General features: G+C 36.7%; 21 protein-coding genes. 2 read left to right on the top strand and 19 right to left on the bottom strand.

The annotated features are described in order from the left end of the window. Positions 1–12 precede the first annotated feature (12 nt). The 4 genes from U9M49_RS13275 to U9M49_RS13260 all read right to left on the bottom strand — a co-directional run bounded on the left by U9M49_RS13275 (position 13) and on the right by U9M49_RS13260 (position 3,160). Positions 13–1,410 carry a M20/M25/M40 family metallo-hydrolase gene (locus tag U9M49_RS13275; protein ID WP_322909952.1) on the bottom strand — a complete coding sequence of 466 codons (1,398 nt, stop codon included), beginning with the start codon at positions 1,408–1,410 and terminating at the stop codon, positions 13–15. 404 nt (positions 1,411–1,814) lie between these two features. Next, positions 1,815–2,375: an NAD(P)/FAD-dependent oxidoreductase gene (locus U9M49_RS13270; protein WP_095370327.1), complete on the bottom strand. Its 561-nt coding sequence runs from the start codon at positions 2,373–2,375 to the stop codon at positions 1,815–1,817. Positions 2,376–2,460: 85 nt separating this feature from the next. Further along, positions 2,461–2,907, bottom strand: coding sequence for a GNAT family N-acetyltransferase (locus U9M49_RS13265; protein WP_322909951.1), 447 nt, complete (start codon positions 2,905–2,907; stop codon positions 2,461–2,463). Positions 2,908–2,926: 19 nt separating this feature from the next. Then, positions 2,927–3,160, bottom strand: a complete 234-nt coding sequence (locus U9M49_RS13260; RefSeq protein WP_095370329.1) for an excisionase family DNA-binding protein — start codon at positions 3,158–3,160, stop codon at positions 2,927–2,929. Positions 3,161–3,334: 174 nt separating this feature from the next. On the opposite strand from U9M49_RS13260, the gene U9M49_RS13255 reads away from it, so the two are divergent. Next, positions 3,335–4,987 carry a PAS domain S-box protein gene (locus tag U9M49_RS13255; protein ID WP_322909950.1) on the top strand — a complete coding sequence of 551 codons (1,653 nt, stop codon included), beginning with the start codon at positions 3,335–3,337 and terminating at the stop codon, positions 4,985–4,987. A 174-nt stretch (positions 4,988–5,161) separates the two neighbouring features. On the opposite strand, the gene U9M49_RS13250 is transcribed toward U9M49_RS13255, so the two are convergent. The 5 genes from U9M49_RS13250 to U9M49_RS13230 form a co-directional block, all read right to left on the bottom strand. Further along, positions 5,162–6,343, bottom strand: a complete 1,182-nt coding sequence (locus tag U9M49_RS13250; RefSeq protein WP_095370331.1) for a toxic anion resistance protein — start codon at positions 6,341–6,343, stop codon at positions 5,162–5,164. Next, on the bottom strand, positions 6,340–6,996 hold the full coding sequence (locus tag U9M49_RS13245) for a 5-bromo-4-chloroindolyl phosphate hydrolysis family protein (RefSeq protein WP_095370332.1): 657 nt from the start codon (positions 6,994–6,996) through the stop codon (positions 6,340–6,342). The genes U9M49_RS13250 and U9M49_RS13245 overlap by 4 nt, the downstream gene beginning before the upstream one ends. A gap of 298 nt (positions 6,997–7,294) precedes the next feature. Then, positions 7,295–8,737: a PAS domain S-box protein gene (locus U9M49_RS13240; RefSeq protein ID WP_095370333.1), complete on the bottom strand. Its 1,443-nt coding sequence runs from the start codon at positions 8,735–8,737 to the stop codon at positions 7,295–7,297. Positions 8,738–8,798: 61 nt separating this feature from the next. Then, positions 8,799–9,722 (bottom strand): ketopantoate reductase family protein, encoded by a 924-nt coding sequence (locus U9M49_RS13235; RefSeq protein ID WP_095370334.1) that lies wholly within the window; start codon positions 9,720–9,722, stop codon positions 8,799–8,801. A gap of 140 nt (positions 9,723–9,862) precedes the next feature. Next, the gene (locus tag U9M49_RS13230; RefSeq protein ID WP_370873367.1) at positions 9,863–10,399 is read right to left on the bottom strand and encodes a class D sortase; all 537 of its coding nucleotides are present in this window, start codon (positions 10,397–10,399) and stop codon (positions 9,863–9,865) included. Between the two features lie 240 nt (positions 10,400–10,639). Here U9M49_RS13230 and U9M49_RS22700 point away from each other — a divergent pair, with 240 nt between their 5' ends. Further along, positions 10,640–10,807 (top strand): ZinT/AdcA family metal-binding protein, encoded by a 168-nt coding sequence (locus U9M49_RS22700; RefSeq protein ID WP_095370336.1) that lies wholly within the window; start codon positions 10,640–10,642, stop codon positions 10,805–10,807. A 185-nt stretch (positions 10,808–10,992) separates the two neighbouring features. Here the strand turns inward: U9M49_RS22700 and U9M49_RS13225 are convergent, their stop codons facing one another. The 10 genes from U9M49_RS13225 to U9M49_RS13180 form a co-directional block, all read right to left on the bottom strand. Continuing rightward, positions 10,993–11,820 carry an STAS domain-containing protein gene (locus tag U9M49_RS13225; RefSeq protein ID WP_095370337.1) on the bottom strand — a complete coding sequence of 276 codons (828 nt, stop codon included), beginning with the start codon at positions 11,818–11,820 and terminating at the stop codon, positions 10,993–10,995. Positions 11,821–11,936: 116 nt separating this feature from the next. Next, the gene (locus tag U9M49_RS13220; protein WP_095370338.1) at positions 11,937–13,202 is read right to left on the bottom strand and encodes a dicarboxylate/amino acid:cation symporter; all 1,266 of its coding nucleotides are present in this window, start codon (positions 13,200–13,202) and stop codon (positions 11,937–11,939) included. A 142-nt stretch (positions 13,203–13,344) separates the two neighbouring features. Next, the gene (locus U9M49_RS13215) at positions 13,345–14,262 is read right to left on the bottom strand and encodes a phosphotransferase (RefSeq protein ID WP_322909949.1); all 918 of its coding nucleotides are present in this window, start codon (positions 14,260–14,262) and stop codon (positions 13,345–13,347) included. Between the two features lie 219 nt (positions 14,263–14,481). Then, positions 14,482–15,201 (bottom strand): glycerophosphodiester phosphodiesterase, encoded by a 720-nt coding sequence (locus U9M49_RS13210; RefSeq protein ID WP_233435305.1) that lies wholly within the window; start codon positions 15,199–15,201, stop codon positions 14,482–14,484. A gap of 4 nt (positions 15,202–15,205) precedes the next feature. Further along, positions 15,206–16,531 (bottom strand): ABC transporter substrate-binding protein, encoded by a 1,326-nt coding sequence (locus U9M49_RS13205; RefSeq protein WP_095373522.1) that lies wholly within the window; start codon positions 16,529–16,531, stop codon positions 15,206–15,208. Positions 16,532–16,553: 22 nt separating this feature from the next. Continuing rightward, a complete protein-coding gene (locus U9M49_RS13200) occupies positions 16,554–17,366 on the bottom strand; it encodes a carbohydrate ABC transporter permease (protein ID WP_095370341.1) in 813 nt (270 codons plus the stop codon). Beyond that, the gene (locus tag U9M49_RS13195) at positions 17,363–18,274 is read right to left on the bottom strand and encodes a sugar ABC transporter permease (protein ID WP_328199651.1); all 912 of its coding nucleotides are present in this window, start codon (positions 18,272–18,274) and stop codon (positions 17,363–17,365) included. Before U9M49_RS13195 ends, U9M49_RS13200 begins: the two co-directional genes overlap by 4 nt. 19 nt (positions 18,275–18,293) lie before the next feature. Then, on the bottom strand, positions 18,294–19,379 hold the full coding sequence (locus tag U9M49_RS13190; RefSeq protein WP_095370343.1) for an ABC transporter ATP-binding protein: 1,086 nt from the start codon (positions 19,377–19,379) through the stop codon (positions 18,294–18,296). Positions 19,380–19,719: 340 nt separating this feature from the next. Beyond that, complete coding sequence (locus U9M49_RS13185; RefSeq protein WP_095370344.1) at positions 19,720–19,980, bottom strand: YciI family protein; 261 nt, start codon at positions 19,978–19,980, stop codon at positions 19,720–19,722. A 39-nt stretch (positions 19,981–20,019) separates the two neighbouring features. Beyond that, positions 20,020–21,339: a GntP family permease gene (locus U9M49_RS13180; RefSeq protein ID WP_307317187.1), complete on the bottom strand. Its 1,320-nt coding sequence runs from the start codon at positions 21,337–21,339 to the stop codon at positions 20,020–20,022. Positions 21,340–21,361 lie beyond the last annotated feature (22 nt).

Below are 21,361 nucleotides of genomic sequence, written 5' to 3'. Positions count from 1 at the left end.
ACTGAACCTTACCTATTTTAAATCCTCTTCAAGAAACATTTGTGGCTCTACCTTTTTCTCTTGTTGCTTTCTAGGTTTGATCATCCGATCAATTTGCGCTTGTTGATATACCGCCGTTCCAACAATACTAGCTACATCCTTTAGTTTTTCCTTACTAATTTTATCAATCGTATCATCTGGTGTATGGTACCAAGGTTCTGAAGGGCTGTGAATAAATAAAGCTGCTGGAATACCTACTTCGGCAAATGGCACATGATCACTGCTGCCGCCACTTCTAATCGGTGTCGCTTCTCCATTTAACCTCGAGCTAGTCTCTTGAGCTAACTCGGTAACAAGGTTTGGCTCCCCATCAATTGTGGCCAAAACTAAATTACCTGCATCTCTACTCCCGACCATGTCTAAGTTAAAATTCGCCACAATTCTATTTCGCTCATCTTCAGGTAAACTATTTACATAATGTGTAGAACCAAGTAATCCTACTTCTTCAGCACCAAATGTAATAAAACGAATTTCTGTATCAGTTGGGAATAACTTAAGTACCCTTGCCAATTCAAGAGTCATCGCTGTTCCTGAAGCATCATCATTGGCACCTGGTGCACCAGCTACAGAATCATGGTGAGCACCGATCACAATAATATCATTCGTATCTCTTAATTTTGAGGTTGGTTTTTTCGTCGCTATGACATTATGAGATGTTTTTTCTCCTGTACTTGCCCCTTCTATATTGATAGTCGCTTCTGTAACCTCTCCGGCTTCTATACTAGCAAGCAACGCATCTCCCTCTGCTTTTGACAAAGAAATCGCAGGAACAAATTGATCATTATGTGCTCCCAAAGTTCCATTTAAAGAGCCCTCACTATTATTATAAATAATTACACCCGCTGCCCCTGCCTCTCCTGCATTCAACACTTTCTCACTGAAGCTTAACTCTCCGCGTTTGATTAAAACAATTTTTCCTGTAACATCACCTAATTCCTCTGGTTTACCTAGACCGCCATAGACGATGTCCCCATTCACATTCCCACTAATAGAATACGTAAAGTATTCAGGGTTTAGTTGTTCATTATATCCATCGACTTGTAGTTCAATCGTATGTGGGGGTGTATACCCAACATAGGTAAACGGTTGAATATCTGCACGATAACCGTAATTCCTAAACTCTCTTTTGATAAATTCGACAGCCTCATCTTCCTCAACTGTTCCCGCAACTCTCGTCTCTTTTGCAAGATGAGCAATATTGCGATAGATTTTGTGCTCATTTACTAACTTTGTAATTAAATAGTCATAGAAGTGATGTGAATGACTCTGTGAATCAGCAGCTTCAACAGGTTTAACAACATAGCCATGAACCCCTAATGCACCAAATACGAGAGTAGTAGCCAAACTAAATTTTAAGATAGATTTCTTCATTTTTTTCCTCCTATTAATCGATTTTCTAAAAGTTTAGACTATTAATTCCGAGTTAATAAGTGTAGTATTCACTATCTTTCAATAGGGAAAAAATGCTAGTTTCTCATATACGAACCTTTTAACTACAAATGATAGATGACAAATGATGGATAGAAGAGGAGGGTTACTCTCAGGTAAATATAAATAAAAAGGAGTGATAATGAGAAGGTAATTTAATAGAGAGCTTATATTTAAACAATTTCATAGATACTTCCATTCCATAAAATTCCAAAACAAATAGTTTTCTAATACATTAAGAATGCAAAATCAGCCTTCAATTCTAAGTAAATAGGCATGTTCTCCAACAATCAATTTCAAATCAAAAAAGCTGACTATTACAGTCAGCCTACTTAAACAACTACTATTTATTTCAATACATCATGGTCAACATAACGCTCACCATTTATCTCACTAATTACATTAATAGCTACCTTCGCGCCATCACCAGCAGTAATAATTGTATGTACACTTACACCTGCTGTCGTACCTGCAGCCCAGATGCCAGGAATATTGGTTTGACCTGATGCATCTACATCAATAATGGTTTTTACTCTTGGCTCTGTTCCCGGTTTCGTTTGTACACCTGCTTTTTCGGCTAAATCAGCCAAGAACCCTGTTGCTAAAATGACATGTTTCGCTTCATAGCTACCTTCAGAAGTAGTAACAACGAAACCTTCTTCTTTTTTCTCAATAGATTCTACTGTTGCATCTACTAATTCTGCCCCAAATTTCTCTGCCTGTTTTTTCCCTGTGCTAACCAAATCCGGACCTGATACCTCTAATACACCATAATGGTTTTCAACCCAAGCCCTTTTTGTTACACCTTTGTCATTATCAATAACAATCACTTTCTTCCCCGCTTTAGCAGCAAATAAAGCTGCACTCGCACCAGAAGGCCCTGCTCCAACGATTAGAATATCATACATGTTCCATTCCTCCTCAAGAAATACTCTCTCTTTTCTAGAATAGACAAAATAATTAGAAATGTAAAACATTCTATCCTTTTAGAGGTCAAAGCTGCTTTTGTAAAATCACCATATGAATGAGTTGTTTACCACCCTCATAAATAGGGCAGTCATAATGTTTCACAAAGAAATCATCAATCTGATGAGAAATATGAAATCCACACGCCTGGTAAAAAGGGATCGTAAGGGGACTATCTCCCGTTCCTACTTGAAGCTTGCGGGCTCTCCCTTTATAGAAATCTTCCACAAGCTGAATCATCTTTTTGCCATATCCTTTTCGTTTTAAATGTGGGGCAACAGCCAGATTCTTTATTTCATATATATCTTCATTCTCCTTTGTTACAACACAAACGCCGATTAACTTTTGTTTTTCCTCGAAAATATAAAGGTCTCCCCGCTCTAAATACTGATCAATCATATTCTCTTGTTCATCTGCAAGCAGTAGCAGATCTATATATCTTTTCTTATCTTCATTAACGAGCTTTAACTTCATCATGTCACATCCTTACGTATTAATCTTCATCCTTTATATCCCGATCTTCTGGAATTGGTTCCTTCGATAACTCTTCCACCAATTTCTTATATTTTTCTAATTGTTGAAAATGGGTTTTAAATTGATCTTTATAAATGAGTACTGCTCCCTCGCTATCATGAATGACACGAATTTTACCTTGGAGGATCAACTCTTCTACATAACTGACTGATACCGATAAATATTGAGCTGTCTCTTCTATTGTTAAATACATGATTACTTCATCTCCTCCAACTAGTTTCTACTATTATAACTTATTTCTTTAACGCTTATTTCTCCTACTATCATACTTAATTATTAAAATACTCAATCTTTAATGGCAAAATTTTTCATAATCGATTACTATAAAGTATAGTGATTATTTGTTTTACAGAACAGGAGCATAGATATGAAAACAAAATTCTTAATCTTCTTTTTTTTAGGAAGTATCATTTGGGTCATTTCAACAAACCTACTCATTAGGGAATTTCATACATCATCCAACTTAATCTCCATGATACATATAAAAGAAATTTTATATATCTCCTTTACAACTTGTCTCTTCTACTATTTTATAAAAAGAATTGAAGAACTAAATACATCCAAAGAAGATAAAGAGAGATTATCCACACTTATTAATGCAATGGTCGATTTCGTAAATTTTAAAGACGAAAAAGGGAGATGGATCGAAGCAAATAAAGTCGCCCTTGAACTATTTAATCTTGAAGAAGACCAATATCGAGGAAAAACAGATATTGAACTCGGCGATCAAGCAAGAAGTTTTTACAAAAACTCCTTCGCTCATTGTATGATTTCAGATGAGGAAACATGGGATAGTGGAAAAATTGCGAGAATCGAGGAAAATATATTACAACCCGATGGAACAAAGAAGATATTCGACACAATTAAAGTTCCTCTTTTTCATGAAGACCGAAGTAGAAAAGGGCTTGTAATTATCGGTAGAGATATTTCCGAAAAAAAGAGATTGGATGAATTATTACAAGAAAGTCAACAGCAATATAAATCGCTGTTTTTGTACAGCCAAGATATGATCGTCATGATGGATTTATCCGGACGGATTACTCAAGCAAACCCCCAATTTAAGGAGATAACCGGTTATCAGCCAGAAGAAGTACTCCAACAACCTATCACCCACCTATTTCCTAAAGACTTACATGATGAAGTATTTAAAAGTCTTGAACACATACGACAAACGAATCAACATATACAATGTGAGATGGCGATGAACCATAAAAATGGGCCGCAAATCATCTTAGAATGTACAGCTGTGCCTATGATTATCAACAATAAACAAGCTGGTATTATTTGTTATGGGAAAGACGTCACAAAGCTACGATTAGCTGAAGAACAATTAAGAAAAACGGAAAAATTATCTGTAGTTGGTGAACTATCAGCGAGTGTGGCTCATGAAATAAGAAACCCACTCACTTCGTTAAAAGGATTTGTACAAGTATTAACGACAGAAGACAGTAAACATGAATTCTATTATCGCATTATGGAAGAAGAATTGGATCGCATCAATCATATTGTTAGCGAACTATTACTACTAGCCAAACCACAAGAGATTAAATTCATTCAAGCAGATATCTATGAATTACTCCATAATGTCATTTCACTATTAAAAACGGAAGCATCACTCCATAATATCCAAATTCAATTAAAGTCATATTTACGTACGCAAATTTCTATACTGTGTGAACCTAATCAACTTAAACAATTATTTATCAATTTAATAAAAAATGCTATTGAAGCCTCAACTGACGGAGACGGTGAAATCATGATTTCATTAGAAAAGGAAGAGGATACTGCTATCATAAAAATATCTGATAATGGCGATGGCATGTCTCCAGAATTATTAACAAAACTCGGCGAACCTTTTTATTCATCCAAAGAAAAAGGTACTGGTCTTGGTTTAACAGTCAGCAATAAAATAGTTCAAAGCCACAATGGTTCCATTCATTTCTCAAGTATTTTACATGAGGGAACAACAGTAACTGTCAAGCTGCCGATACAAATCGCTTCGCGTGTACCAGTTGGATAATGAAACAGCCAAAATGCCGGTTTAAAGAAGAACATCGGTATTTTGGCTTGGCTATTCTTTAGTCTTTTAACATAAGTATTGATACTTTCTAGACATGCTCTTTCAGTTCAATTATTCTTCCATCTAAAAAGGCACGGATAAATACTAAATTAGCATTTATCCGTGCCTAATGAATTATTTATCTTTTACTTCTAATAGTTTTAGCCTCAAGTCGTTTTCCATATGGGCTAGATCACTTTCCGCTTGTTTTCTTTTATGTCGACCTTCTTCTTGGATGCGCAATGTTTCTTCAATCGTTTCGACTAGGTTTTGCTGGGTTTTCTTTAATGTTTCTATATCTACTAAACCGCGTTCGTTCTCTCTCGCTGTTTCTATAGTGTTCATTTTTAGCATTTCTGCATTCTTCAATAGTAAGTCATTCGTTGCCTTTGAGACATGCTTTTGCGCTTCTACTGCATGGCGTTGGCGAATCAAAGTTAAAGCAATAGAGACTTGATTCTTCCATAATGGAATAGCAGTCATAATGGATGATTGTATCTTTTCTACTAGCGCTTGATTTGTATTTTGGATCAGTCTAATTTGTGGCGCACTTTGGATGGTGATTTCTCGACTTAACTTTAAATCGTATAAACGTTTATCCAATCTTTCAGCAAATTGGACTAAGTCATTCACTTCCTGTACTTTCATTTGATCCTGTGATGATTCAGCTTTCTTTTTTAGATCCGGAATCGATTGTTCTCTCATTTCCTCAAGCTTTAGTTCCCCTGCAGCGATATAAATATTTAAGGCATGGAAATATTCTTTATTGCTTTCATACAGCTTATCTAGCATAACAATGTCTGAGAGAAGCAGGTTTTTACTTCGCTCTAACTTCACACTGATGCGATCAATTTGTGCGCCTACCTTTTGATATTGCGACAATACTTCATGGACAGAACCTGAAAGCTTGCCAAATATTTTTGAGAAAAAGCCTTGTTTTTCATGCTTTAAATCATCCGGGTTCACTTCATTAAATTTTTGCATAAGTTCGCCCAAAATTGAGCCTACTTCGCCGACATCTTTTCTTTGCACATGGTCAAGCATCGCATGTGAAAAATTGAGTAACTTTGATTGAGCAGGCGTACCATATGAAATCATAGCTTGATGATTACTTGGGTCGATTTGTTCAGCTAATTGGTAAGCTTTTTGCCTGTTTTCCTCTGGAATGACATCAATCAATTTTACACGACTAGATGAGTCCTCACTTTTAACCTTTGTGACTGTCTCGTCGTCATTACCAAAAGGGTCCGCTAAAAGATCATCCAATATATCTGCACCAAGGGTAGGTTGATTTGACGTATTTTTTTCTTTTGTCATTTTAATCGCCTACTTTCATCATTCGTTTTCTCATCTTTTAATTTCTTAATGTTATGTTTGGCTACATCTATTTCATAATGAAGATCATCAATATCATTCGCTAGCACTGAACGTAAATCCTTATCTACATGAACCATTAGCTCTTGCAAAGTTTTTCTGGTCTCTGTTAATGATTGCTCAAGTTCCCAATCTTTCTTTGGTTGTGAGGAAAGAAAAACATATTTTTCAGCGAGTTCTACCGCTGAATCCAAATGCGAATAGAAGAATGATTCAGCTTGATAAAAGCGTCTCGGCTCCTTTTGCACAAGCTGGTAAATCCTTTTTGTCACTTTAATAAAATCTTTACGTTGACGACCAGATGGCCAATGGCGAATTGCCATTAAAGCACGATGTAAACGACTCATCTTGATTCGGGCATCATCTAAATTATCTTGGATAAAACGAAACTCTTTCCGCTTGAGTCCCTTACTTTTCATCCAACGATGGACAATAATTATTCCACTCAACCAATACGTAAATACACCCACACCAGCACCAATTAGTCCACTCATCCAAAAACCGTAATTCATAAAAAAGTAGCTAATTAACCATGTCAACACAGACACAGGTACAGTGATAAGTATCCGTAGAAAAAACACATAGAACGGGTTCAAAATTATCGACTCCTGACTTTACCGCTTATACTATTTACGTAATTCGTCTTATTTAAGTTTCAAAATAAGTGAACTTATTTTTACTTACCCTTACAGTATAAGAATACAACATTTGAAGGAGTTTTTTCCATGGACTAAGATTGTAATTCCAACTAAGCCTTAAGTCTTAAAGCAAATATTTACAAAAAAACTCGCTTAAATAGCGAGAAAGGCTGAAATAATGATCAAATATAAAAAAATGCATTTTCATAATATTAATGCATTCATTTATGTATCATTCTTAAAACGATGAATCCTTTTATGAATAGCCTAGTTCAACGGTTACTATTGTACCGCCACCTGGTTTACTATCAATCTTCATCGTTCCATTATGCTCTTGGATAATTTTATTGCTAACAGTTAGTCCTAAACCGATTCCTTTATCCTTAGTAGTATAAAAAGGGGTACCTAAATAATGCAAACGATCTGAGCTTATACCTATACCCTCGTCTTTAAAATTTATTCTTACTCTTTTATTTCTTAATACTTCTATAGCTATAATTACTTCTCCACCATTTGGCATTGACTCTATAGAGTTTTTTAAGAAATTAATAAATACTTGCTTTAATTGATTTTGATTACAAAGTAATTCAATTTGTTGATCTGGCTTTAAGAATCGAATTTGAACATTACACATCATGGCTTGTGGGTGAAGAAATTTGAATGTAGCTTCTAAAATCTCATAAAGGTCAAAATAATCATAATCAACTACTTGCGGCTTAGCTAAAGACATAAATTCGTTGACAATTCCGTCAATACGCTCTAGTTCATGAGAAATAATTGATAAATACTCTTTCTGTTTATCTTTCTCCTCCATATAATGTAATAGTTTTGAGAAACCCTTTAACGATGTCAGTGGATTTCTGATCTCATGTGCCACACTGGCTGCTAGTTGACCAATAATGGATAGGCGATCTAAATTTCTTAGAGCATCATCATTTTTCACACGATCAGTGACGTCCCTACCGACACAAACATACAATTGAATTTCATTAAATTCATTAAAAATCGGAGAAATATTAGACTCAATATATATGATATTCCCACTACTCGTTTTCATGCGTGATTGAAGAATTTGGGATTCTCCGGTATCATTAATTTTTTTATACAATAACTCACTGTACTCTCTTTCTTCTTTATTCATATGATCCATTACACCTTTCCCCAGATAGGTGCCTTTTTCCAACCCTAATAATTCCTCAAAGGACGGGGATACATAAATTACCTTCTTATCTAGTCCGTACAGTAAAATTAAATCTGACGTGTGCTCTGTAATTAATCGACTGATCCCTAAATTATTTGAGACAATATCCTCTATACATTCAGAATCCGCCAATTCTTTAATAAATGTAATCCCACCAGCAATTTGCTCTAACGAATCATAAATGGGATAATGCGATAATTCCAAATTAATAAGATGGCCATCTTTATGAATACCCTTTGCTTCCGCTTTATCTTGAAAGGGCTTTAATATATTGTCCTTCTTCAACCGCAAATGAGTATATAAATTCGTACCAAGTGCATCTTGTTCACGGTAGCCCAATAAGTCCGTATACGATGGATTAATTTTATTTATCCGATGATTTATGCTTGTCAAAACGATAGCTGCAGATGTATGGTTCATTAATAAGTGAGTAACCTCAATTGGGTAAACCACCTTTAGGCTACTATGATTTTGAAAAAGCGCATCATTCTTTGACATAGAAACCTCCAAACTTCCTCTAACCCAGTTTATTCTACAATTTTATTTCTTTTCAGTGGTCTTAAACTGAATGACTATCAATATGTTGAATGTTTTCATATAACATTTGATTTGTGGTTGGTTGTGCTAGCTTGTGCTTTTTATACAATGCTATTACCGTTCCCGCAAAAAGCTCCACTTCACTTTTCCTTCCAGCCTCGACATCTTGTGCCATAGACGGCTTACCCTCTGCATTTAATTGATTGAGAACATTTAGCCAATACGATAAGTCATCTTCTGTTAAAGTGACCCCTTCATACTGTGCTATACGGATCACTTCTCGCATTGCTGCAATCATCGTTTCTCTCGGCTCTCCCTCTACTTGAATTGTTCCATAATTCCCCCGATAGACTGCAACTGTCTGATTCACACCCACATTCAACATGAATTTGCCCCACTGCCTCTTTATCATATTAGTATCTACTTCATACGGAATACCTGTGCGATCGAAAAATTCAGCTACTTCCTTTGTCATTTTTGATGTCTCACCAGCCTCCTGATCGCCAAAACAAATCATCCCCATATGATGATAGCTTAGTATATTGTTTACTTTAACAGCATCCATCCCTTGGGCTACGCTATATAAAACTTTGTCTTCTCCAAATACACTACCTAATATGCGTTCACTTGAAATCCCGTTTAATAAAGAAAGAATGATTGTATGCTCATTGACAATTGGCTTAGCTAATTCAATGGCAGCATCCAACCCATCTGCTTTAACTGAAAAGATGAGTAAATCAACTGGTTTTTTTATACTTTCTGGTGTTCTATAATCAAAATCGCAAAACTGTTGGTTTGCATAAACTCCTTTCTCTTTATATTTTTTCACTCTTGCCTCATCAGCAACAAATGTAAGTGCACCTTTTGGTAATGAAAGGTTCATTTGGCTACCGAAAAGAACGCCCAACGCACCCAATCCAATAAAAGAAACTGATTGAATCCCCATTCATCTAACCCTTTCATACTTTTATTGAAAATTTTATCACAAAATTCTAAAAAAATAAGGGGCTAGAGAAAGTTAGTTTAATAATTTTATATGAATAAGGATTTCTTACCTATTTATTGCTCTATATTTTCGTCTTAAGACTATTTAACTCGCTCGGCATAAATAATATATCTCTCAGGTGCATCTCCCACAAAACTAAAAGGGTAACAAGTAGTAACAATTAATTCTTCTTCTGTTTGTTGCAATGTAATGACACTTGTATCTTCTTTATCGACAATTTTTGTTTTAGTAATTTTATAATCAAATTCGCCATATGGTACTTTTATAGTGAAAATATCATTTAATTTTAACTTGCCCATCCCTCTAAAGACAGTGTCCCTATGACCTGAAAGTACAATTTGACCTCCTTCATCGGGATATAAACTCCCTAAATAATGGCCAACTCCTTTAGCCAGATCATCTGCATCAACTCCCTCAATAATGGGTAATTCTGCATCAAGCTTCGGTATCAAAAGTATCCCTGCTGCTTCTCCTTTTTTCGGCAAATAAGCTTCTGCCTTTTTCGCCCCTTCAGCTACCTTTGCCTTGGCCACTTGTAATGACTGGGATTCCTTCACATTACCAGCAACAATTGTCCAAACACTAAATCCGATAAATAATAAACCAATAAACATCATACTAAGACCGACTTTTTTCAAGCTCGTCTACACTCCATTCAAAAACGAATTAATCTACTAAATCTTAATTCCAGTATATAGTAAATCGCTAGTAATCTGGTAGCAATATTTTATTTTTTCCACCCGCTGTAAATAATAATAATTACGATTTATATTTAAAAAACTGCATACCAAAATATAGTCAACAAGTGCACAAAAAGACACTACACTTTCTGGAACATTGAATAGGATGGATTAAATATCCTTACTTATGAAGCTGGTAATCAGGTAGTTCGGTATTCGTTCAAACGAGTGGATGGAGATCAAGCCGCACCAAAGTTTGTGCAATTTAGTGACCATCGTATTTATCCAACACCAAGCGCTCATTTTCATATGTATCTAGGTAATGACATCAGAAAACTCTCCTAGAAGAACAAATGGGCCAACTTATGATCCATCAGATTTGGGTGGAGAAGAAATTGTTCACGATCGTACATTAAGACCTAAATGATATATAAAAGCTAGGTTTGTAAGAGAAAAGAAAACAGGTTTACTCACTATGAAACTAAAATAGAACACGAAAAATTTTTCGTGTTCTATTTTAGTTTAACTATTTATAATGTCTTTGTATGATGAATGGCTTGTGCCAATGAAGAATAGATTTTAATATTACGGAAATTAATACCTAATTGAACAGCTGTTTGCGCAATTTCTGGTCGAATACCTGAAAGACTGGCGACGGTACCAATTAATTTCAAGCCATCTATAACCTGAAAAATTTGAGCAGCCACCATTGTATCTATGATTGCTACGCCAGATAAATCAATTACAAGCTCTTCAATTTGCATATCGTTACATTGTTCGAGTGTCTTATCAAAAATGACTTGAGCACGATGAGTATCAATATCTCCAACTAGAGGGAGAATAGCTACATCCTGTTTAATTTTTATTACTGGTGTACTAAGTTCAATAATCATCTCTTGCTGTGCTTTTAACATACGATTAGATTCTTCGATATTTCTTCTACTAAATTCACTCATAATTTTTCTAAATGATTGCGAAATCAATCGATTAAGCGTGTTAACCTCTTTATGTGATAACACCGTCGTTGATTCTTCAATATAATTTTGAACTACATCGAAATATTGTTCTTGCACACTAAGAAATTCACTAATGATTTCATCTAAGGGCGTGCTTAAATGGGCAGGGTCCTTTGCAATAGAAGTAACCCATTCATCGAATGCTTCTGTTGGTGCCTCAGATTCTGTGTTAAATAACTCTGCAAAGATTTCATGGAATGCATGATTTTGTTTCTTTAATATAGTAATTTGAGAATCGTCTGTTGTGCTATAGACACCATCTTTACTCTTATCTAATTCCGCATACCAATTCTCTGTTAAATCCCAAGTTTTCTCCTTAAAGTACTCGTAAAATGATTTCATCCGCATTTTCTCCTAATCATCAACATTGTCAGTATCACTTTCCCCAAAATATGATACCAGAATTCTTATACCCAATCACCTAAAACTATAAACCTATTTTTATAAATTTTTTTAAATTAAACTGTTTTTACATGGAACGCCTTTTTCAACCAATCTTTTCCTTCTACTAATCTACTAACCATCATCGCGCACACCGTATTACCTGTTGAGTTCAGAAGTGTGGCTGGCGCATCAATAATTGTACTGATCACAGCTATAATCGGCAGTACTTCAGGCGGAAATCCAAATACACTCAAGATGAGCATTTCACCAATTAATCCCCCACTAGGTATCGCTCCCATAACCGCACCTACTAAAAAGGCGACTGCAATGATACTTAATATTGTTGGCAGATCTGTCATACTTTGCCCAAACAAGCTAAATATAAAAACAATCTTAATCACGCCACCAAAAACTGAGCCATCTTTATGGGTGTTTGCTCCTAATGGGATAACTGTTTCAGCTATATCTTTAGGTACGCCCATTTTCTTCGTCGCGTCAAGATTAACTGGAATACTTGCCGCGCTTGAACATGTTGCAATTGCAGTCACTGAGGGTGAAATCGCATTTTTCCAAAATACACTGATTCCCTCTTTCCCACCAGCAATAAAGGCATACAATGTGAAAAAGCCAAAATAATAGACAAGTGTTATACCTAGATATAAAACAAAAGCACGAACATACCCACCTAAAATCTGCGGTCCTAATTCACCAATGATCGTTGCAAAATAACACCCTAGACCAATCGGCGCATAATACATAACAATCTTTACAATTTTCATCATAATATCTGTGCCTGATTGTAAGAAGGTAGCCATTGGTCTGCCTTTCTCACCTACTAGTGCGGTAGCCAAGCCAAATAAGATTGCGAAAACAATAAGCTGTAACATATTGCTCTTAGAGAATAAAAGATGAAAATCATTAACAGTCACCGTCTCAACTAGTTTTGCAAGTAACGAAATATTCTCAGGTTCCTCTTCTGCCACTTCCGCCTCATCCATCATAGCAATAATACTTGAAGTATCCGTATCTTTTAATGGATCGAATAGAGAGGTACCTGCGAATCCTAATACAGCAGAAACGACTGCTGTTAAAAAGAAAACGAGGAATGTACTTCCCATAATTTTACCTAAACGTTTCATCCCACTAATATTCGCAATAGCCGATGCTATACTAAAAAAGACGAGTGGAACAATAATCATAAACATTAAATTTAAAAATAAATCTCCAAAAGGTTTCACAACTGATGTCGCAGGCCCAAACACTACCCCTGCTATACCGCCAATAAGAATAGCAGCTAATAACAAAATAGTCGTACGATAGGTCGAAAATAACTTCTTCATTATAAAAAACTCCTTCCTCTCTTATTTCATGACACAAAAAGAAAACTCACCCATTGGCGAGTTACTAATGGTAGCATTCAAATGTTCTAACTAAATTGATAACCCTTGTATTTTAGCGTATTTTCAACCTTTAAGCTAGCTATTAATGATTGGAAATGAGATTCGCTAACCCTACTTTCGCTTCTCTTATAATGCCTTCATCCTGTTTATCCATCCCATAAAAAAGTAAATAGCACATCACATGCAGCCCTCTGAACATAGCTAACGATTCCGTTTCTTTATCAATTTCACCATAAATAGAAAAAAAGCTTTCCCTCATATATGATGGAACGAACGTATAAGCAACAGCTAAATCAACCGCTCGATGGCCAAGATGCATATCCCCAAAATCAATTACACCTGCAAGTCTTAAATTATTACAAATCAGAAAGTTGCGGAAATAAAAATCCCCATGAACCAATGTATTCCTTGCCGTTACACTCGTATTTATTGCTAGTTGAATAATGGCTAAAAAAGGTTTTCGGGAGTCAATAACTTCATTTGCCTCCATCCATTCTAATCGTTGAATAACTTCTAGTTTTTTTGCATGAACGTCTAGCCTGCCAATTTCATCCCCTATGATTCCAAGAAAATGACTACTTGGTATTTGATGAAGGGCTTTTAAAAATAAGGCAATGTCCTCAACGATAGCGCCACGATCTTTCACGCTTATCTCTCGTTTATTGGTAGAAACACCCTTAATCAACGGATAACCTGTGAATGGGTATGGAAACTTACTACTTGGTTGACCAATATATATAGGTGTAGAAATTTGAATATTACTGTGTAAGTGTTGCTTTAATTGTGGTAACCATCTATTTTCTCTTTCTATTAAGGGTACAGCAATTTTTCTTCGTGGTAATCTAAAAATGACCGATTCATTTACAACGAAGACTTTATTATCCCATCCTTCACCGCTCTCTTTAATAGAGACAGGTTCAAGTATCGGAAACTGTTCCCTAATTATTTGTTGTGCTTCGTCTATAGTAACTTCAACATCGCTATCCCATATCGCAGACAAATTTCAGCCCTCCTCTTTAATAACAGTTTGCTATTTACACCTAAATCCTATATTATCACACTAACTAAAGCTTCCTTATTTATGCTTGTAAAACTTCAATTTTAAACTCCTGAGTAATAGTTCTTTTAGACACGAAAAATTCCCCTTTAACAGTCAGATTTCTTGAAAAATTTGACTACTAAAGGGGAGCATACAATCACACTACACCTGCTTTACTTTTTATTTAAGTTGTTCCGGTACGTCTGTCATAATGACCTCGACACCTGTTTCAACTAATTGTTCCTTTACTGCTCTTTCGTTTACCGTATAGACACGAAGAGGAAATCCTTTTTCTATCGCATCTCTTCCATAAGTAGAAAGAGCGAAACTTGGTTGACAATGAATGGCATCGGCACCTATATCCCTTGCTACTTTAATAGCATCCTGTTTCACACCAGCAATTAAATAACCAACCGAGATATTCGGATTTATCGCTTTTACTTTCTTTAAACTAGGTGCATTAAATGAAGAAATAATTACTCGGTCTTGTAATTGGTACCGATCAATCAAATCTAAAACTTTTCTTTCCATCCCCTCATAAGCAATGATATCGTTCTTTAATTCTATATTTAATGTAAGGTCATTGCCCTCCTCTAAAAGCCACTCTAATACTAGTTGAAGTGATGGTAAACCCTCGCCGATAAAATTAGAAGAAAACCATCCTCCTGCATCTAAGCCAAGGAGTTCGTCTAAAGTTAAATCTTTAACATAACCCTTGCCATTCGTAGTACGATTAATTTGTTCATCGTGAATAATGACCAGGTGGCCGTCCTTACTCATTTGCACATCTAATTCGATTCCCTCAACTCCAGCATCTAAGGCTGCTTGGAATGCAGTCATTGTATTTTCAGGAAAGGTACCACTCATTCCACGATGAGCATAAATAGAAACTTCCTCCACCCTCTCACTGACTCCCATTTTTTCTGTTCGCTGCCTCTAATGACTGATCTATTTCTGCTGCCGCACGCTCCAATGCTTCTTTCGGTTCAACACCTTGATATAGGCTTTCCATTGCGCTCACAACTTTTTGACGCGCTTCTGGGAAGACAGAAATTAATGCCCCTTGAGTCGCCTCAGATGGAATTGTATTTTTCAACTGATCAACTGTTACTTTTAGCTGTGGATACTTCTCCCACTCTTCTTGTACAAGCGGTAAGTCGTAGGCTGCTGGGTTAATAGAAAAATAACCTGACTTTAAATGCCATTGTGCCTGTACTTCAGGGGTAGTCACATACTTCATGAACTCCCATGCAGCACGCTGTTTTTCCTCATCAATATCTTTCGCCATCCATAAAGAAGCGCCGCCAATAATTACCCCTTGTCTGTCTACTCCATCCGGTACAGGTAAATATCCTGCGCCAACCTCAAACGGTGCATTATCAACTGTAGCTCTAATACCTGCTGATGAATCTAGATACATAGCAATTTTGCCAGATTGGAAAGCAGCCCGGATATCATCCCAATTTTGTCCAGTATTATAGAAGGTACCTTCTTTATGCATCTCACTAATTAATTCAAAGACTTTTAGTCCTTCTTCACCGTTAAATACTGCCTTTTCCGCATTACCAGTGCGTCCGTTATCATTATCAACAAATAATCCACCTTGGACCGCGATTAATTCCTCAATAAACCAGCCGTAATTTAAAATTGAAAAGCCCACCTGGTCATCGTTCGTTAATTTCTTAGCCGCCTCTTTTAATTCACTATACGTCTCAGGCGCTTTCTCTGGATCTAATCCAGCTTCTTTAAAAGCATCTTTATTATAAATAAGTACCGGAGTGGATGAGTTAAATGGCATGGAATATTGCGTGTCATCTACAGCATAATAATTAGTGATATTCTTCTCCCATTGATTCATATCGTATCCTTCATCATCAATAAATTTCTGCACTGGTTGTATTTTCCCTGAATCAATCATATATTTCGTCCCGACTTCAAAAGTTTGCATGATTGCTGGTGCATCTTCTGTTCCAGCTACCGTATTAAACTTCGTAATCGCTTCTTCATATGTCCCTTGAAAAACTGGTGTCACTGTAATCTCATCTTGTTCCGCATTGAAACCATCAGCTACTTCTTGCACAACACGCTCAAGCTCGCCACTCATCGAATGCCAAAATATCACTTCTGTTTTTCCATCTCCACTAGCTTCCTCTGTAGTTGCTGAATCATTTGAACATGCCGTCATGAATATGAGCATACATAAGATACTGACCACCCAAAGCTTCTTCATTCTTTTCATCCTCTCCCCACTTCTACTTTATTGCTCCTCTAGTTAACCCTTCCTGTAAACGTTTTTGACCAACAAAGATTAATAGTAAAGTTGGCAAAATGACGAGCATCACCCCTGCCATTACCACCCCCCATTCAGACGCAATTTCTTGTGTCTGCATCTGCTTTAAGCCAATTTGGACGGTCCTTACCTTTTCATCATTCGTGACAAGCAATGGCCATAAGTACATATTCCAAGCCGTCAAGAAGCAATAGATTCCAAGCGTAATTAAACTTGTTTTCGAAATCGGCAAGACAACCGTTAAGAAGAACTTAAAGCGACTCACCCCCGAAACCTGGGAAGCTTCATATAATTCAATAGGAATCGTCTTAAACTGTTGTCTAAGCAGAAAAGTCCCAAAGGCCATAGCGAAGAAAGGAATCGTTAATCCTGGAAAACTATTTAACCATCCTAATGACTGTATCGTTTGAAAGTTTGGTACCATCGTCGCTTCCCAAGGAATCATCATCGTAGAAATAAAAAGCATAAACAAAAGGTTTTTCCCTTTAAATTTTGTAAAAACAAAAGCGAAGGCCGCTAAACTGCAGAGTAGTAATTGTCCCAACATAATGACTGTGGATACGACCAAGCTGTTAATCAAATACCGCAGTAATGGAACCTTTTCGAAAGCATGAAGGTAATTGGTTAGTGTGAAGTTTTCTGGTATGAGCTTTCCTTGCAGAACTTCTCCCCCTTGCATAAAACTAATCATAAAAGCGTAAACAATGGGGAAAAACATGATAAAACCTGAGAGAATAAGGACTAAATATAATAAGATCTTCTTCCCGATTGTCATTGATAATGCACCTTCCTCTCACCGAGCTTGAACTGGATCACTGTCAAGATGAAGACACATAGAAAGAGAAGAACCGCCTGTGCGCTGGCAGAGCCAATATTATAGTTAATGAAGGCATCTTTATAAATGGAATACACAATCACATTGGTCGAATCGATTGGTCCTCCCTTTGTCAAAATATCGATTTGCCCAAATGACTGAAATGAATTAATCATCGTCACTGTAAGAACAAAGAAAAGTGTTGGTGATAGCATTGGGAGTGTGATTTTTCTAAAGGAATAAGAAGAACTTACCCCAGCAATTCTTGCGCTTTCATATAATTGGGAATCGATATTTTGTAACCCCCCTAGCAAAATGAGGAACGTAAACCCTGTATTCATCCAAATCGTCGCGATTGCGACTGAGAGCAAAGCAGTATTCGGATCTAATAAGAAATGCATATCAGCAAAACCAAAAAAGTTTAGTATTTTGTTTGCTATACCAATCGATGGGTTATAAATAAACATCCATATGACTGATGAGGCAGCTACACTCATGCCCATCGTTGAGGAAAAGATGGTTCTAAAGAAACCAATGCCTTTCAATTTCTGATTAGCTAGTAACGCCAAAGCAAGAGCGAGAATCACGCCAACTGGTACCGTGTATAAAACAAATAAGAAAGTGGCCTTAGCACTTGTTAAAAAACTAGTTGAAGAAAGCAATGTGGTAAAGTTTTCCCAACCCGCAAAAGACAACGGTTTTCCTTGTGTATCAGTATAGAAAAAGCTCAAATATACCGTCCTAACCATCGGATAAAATAGAAAAATAATAAATAAAATAAAAGATGGTAGTACATATAACCAGCCCTCTAAAGATGCAAGGGAAAATCGATTTTTTCTTAGAGATGGCCGCTTTGGGTCAACGTTCATATTAAGTGATGGCATAAAACTAAATCACCTCCACACCTTCAAGAAAAGTATTCTGTTTCGTTTGATCATCAAAAAAAACTAAGTCCTCTATTTTGATAGCAAAAGAAACCTTCTCTCCTAAAGGAATCGCATGCTGACCTTGCCACCTTGCTGTCCACTGCAATTTATCCGTTAACTGAAAATTAATTAGTGTTTCTGTACCAAGCATTTCTACATTCGTAACGGTAGCTTGCAATGTGGCTTCATCCGTATTCGTTGCTCTTACTAGATGCTCAGGTCTAATTCCAATCGTGAATTCACCAGCTAAATTCTGATGAATTTGTGGGAGCCTTGTCTCGCATGGGAGATGGACATTTCCATTTTGAATATATCCATTAACCATATTCATTGGCGGTGCGCCAATAAACGATGCCACAAAAGTATTCGCCGGGTGATTATAAATATCAAGCGGCTTCCCAACTTGTTGCACTTCACCTTGATTTAAAATCATCATGCGATCGGCCATCGTCATCGCCTCTGTTTGATCATGTGTGACATAAATCATCGTAATACCCAATTTTCTTTGTAACTGCCTTATCTCTGAACGCATTTTTGTTCTCAATTTTGCATCAAGATTTGAGAGTGGTTCATCCATTAGACATATAGGATCTTGTGTAACGATTGCTCTAGCGAGTGCTACACGCTGTCTTTGACCACCCGATAATTCTCTTGGTTTCCTTTTCAAATATGGTGTGAGTCCAAGCGTTTCTGCCGCTTCCTGACACCTCTGTGATTGTTCAACTTTCGTCAGTTTTTTCACATGTAGACCAAAGGCAATGTTTTGTTCAACTGTCATATGAGGAAACAGAGCATAATTTTGGAACACCATAGATAATTCTCTCTTACTTGGCTTTAACTTATTTGCATAAGCCCCGCCAATATAAAGCTCACCACTACTTATTTCCTCTAATCCAGCAATCATCCTTAACAACGTACTTTTTCCACAACCAGATGGCCCGACTAACACAAAAAATTCCCCAGGCTCAATCACAATATCAATCCCTTTTAACACTTCTATATCCGCTTGGTAAGACTTTCTCATCTGTTTTAATTCCAAAGCACGCATATTCTCTCACCCCTTTTACCGCCCCCTAAAGAAAGCCATATACCGATGAAGTAAAAACCCTTTACTCGTCGAATATACGGCTTTTTGAAAGAAGGCAAGTCTTTCCACTTGTTATATATTCATGATACTTTTGGAATATGAAGGAAATATTAGATTCTCGTATAATAATGTTAAATACGCTTTAACTTTATGGATGTACGGTAAAAAAGTGGTGAGAACAGATAATATAATCGGTTGTTCACATCGCCGTTACCCCATCCAGCTACCTACTTCCTATTTACTCATCAAATAAAAAAAAGAACATACATAGAGATATGCATGTTCTTATTCCAATATATGATTACTCGATGATAGACCATTCCTTTAGCTCTAATCGACGAGCATGATGGACAATATATGGGTCATTTTCTGCTAATGTCATAGCCTCATCATAACTATCAGCATTGTATACGACTAGCCCGCCAGTTCCATCAGCAAAGGGACCTTTAGCGAAGATTTTCTGTTCTTTCTCCAGTTTGTTTAAATACGCTAGGTGATCTGGACGAATCTCCTTACTTTTTTCAATATCTACCATATGCAGTATTGCCGCAAAATAAGCTATGACGATAACCTCCTATGAATCTATTTACTTTTTTCTAGATTATACACCAACACCAAGAGAAAAAAGAATAACCGCTAGTACAACAGCAACAATTGGAACCACTACAGTCATTAAACCGAATGCAGGATAAGCATCTTTATGCGTTTCCCCAGCAATAGAACGAATGGTTGTCACCGCATATCCTCCATGTGGTAATGAATCAAGCGTACCTGAAGATAAGGATACCGTTCTATGAAGCGCTTCTGCATTCACACCCATATCTAAATAATGAGGTGCTAAGATTGGTAAAGCAATTGTTTGCCCGCCAGATGAGGAACCGGTTAATCCAGCGATAACCATAACAGACAATGCCCCTCCAATTAATGGTGAACCGGGAATACTGGTCATAAAATCTACAGCAGAAGAAAACGCAGGAGTGATTTTTGCTACACCGCCAAAACCAACAACAGCAGCCGTATTTCCAATTGCTATAAGAGCTCCCATTGTTCCTTCGCCAACAGCTTCCCAGAAATTTCTGAAATATTTACGATTAAGTAACCATGTAGCGATAACACCACCTGTTAAGGCAAGAATTAATGCAGATTGCGCTAAAGAATCGTGGAAAACAAATGCAACAATAAGAACAACTAATAAAGGAATAAGGCTTAATAAAGGATGAGGTAATTCACTTCTTATTTCATTGTTATCCGTATCTCTTCCAACAAATTTCTCCCCCTTCCTTACCGCCCTCCGTATCACTTTCATCAATAACCAATAGCCAAATATAAGCATAAATATCGCTGTTATTAAACTAACTTCCCATCCGGCATAAGGGTTTGTCCCTAAATAAGGAATTGGAATCCAGTTTTGTATTTCTGGTGAACCTGCAGATGTCATCGTAAAAGTCGTTGACCCAAAAGCAAGTGCAGCCGGAATAAATCGCCGAGGTAAATCGGCTTCTTTAAACAAACTTACTGCCATCGGGTAAACAGCAAAGGCAACTACGAATAAACTAACACCACCATAGGTTAATACTGCACAAGAAAGGACTACTGCAAGCACAGCATGCTTCATCCCGATTTTAGTTACAATCCAATGGGAAACGCTTTCAGCAGCACCGCTATCTTCCATTACCTTCCCAAATATTGCCCCGGCTAAAAACATCAAGTACCAAGAAGTAATAAAACCGGCAAAACCATCCATATAACCCGTAATGAAATCTACTTCATCCTTACCTGCAAACTGTGGAAATAACGGAACACCGTTCAGCACTGCAACAAACAGTGCTGAAAGTGGCGCCACAATTAAAAGGTTCATCCCACGCATCACAAGGACAGTAAGTAAGACTAACCCTCCAATTAAACCGATCATACTTAACATTGAATATCACCTACTTTTTATC

Origin of the sequence: Cytobacillus sp. OWB-43 (assembly GCF_034651445.1) — a bacterium.
GTDB classification, from domain to species: Bacteria; Bacillota; Bacilli; order Bacillales; family Cytobacillaceae; genus Cytobacillus; species Cytobacillus kochii.
Note: the sequence above shows the minus strand (reverse complement) of the source record. Positions and strands in the feature narration are given on the sequence as shown.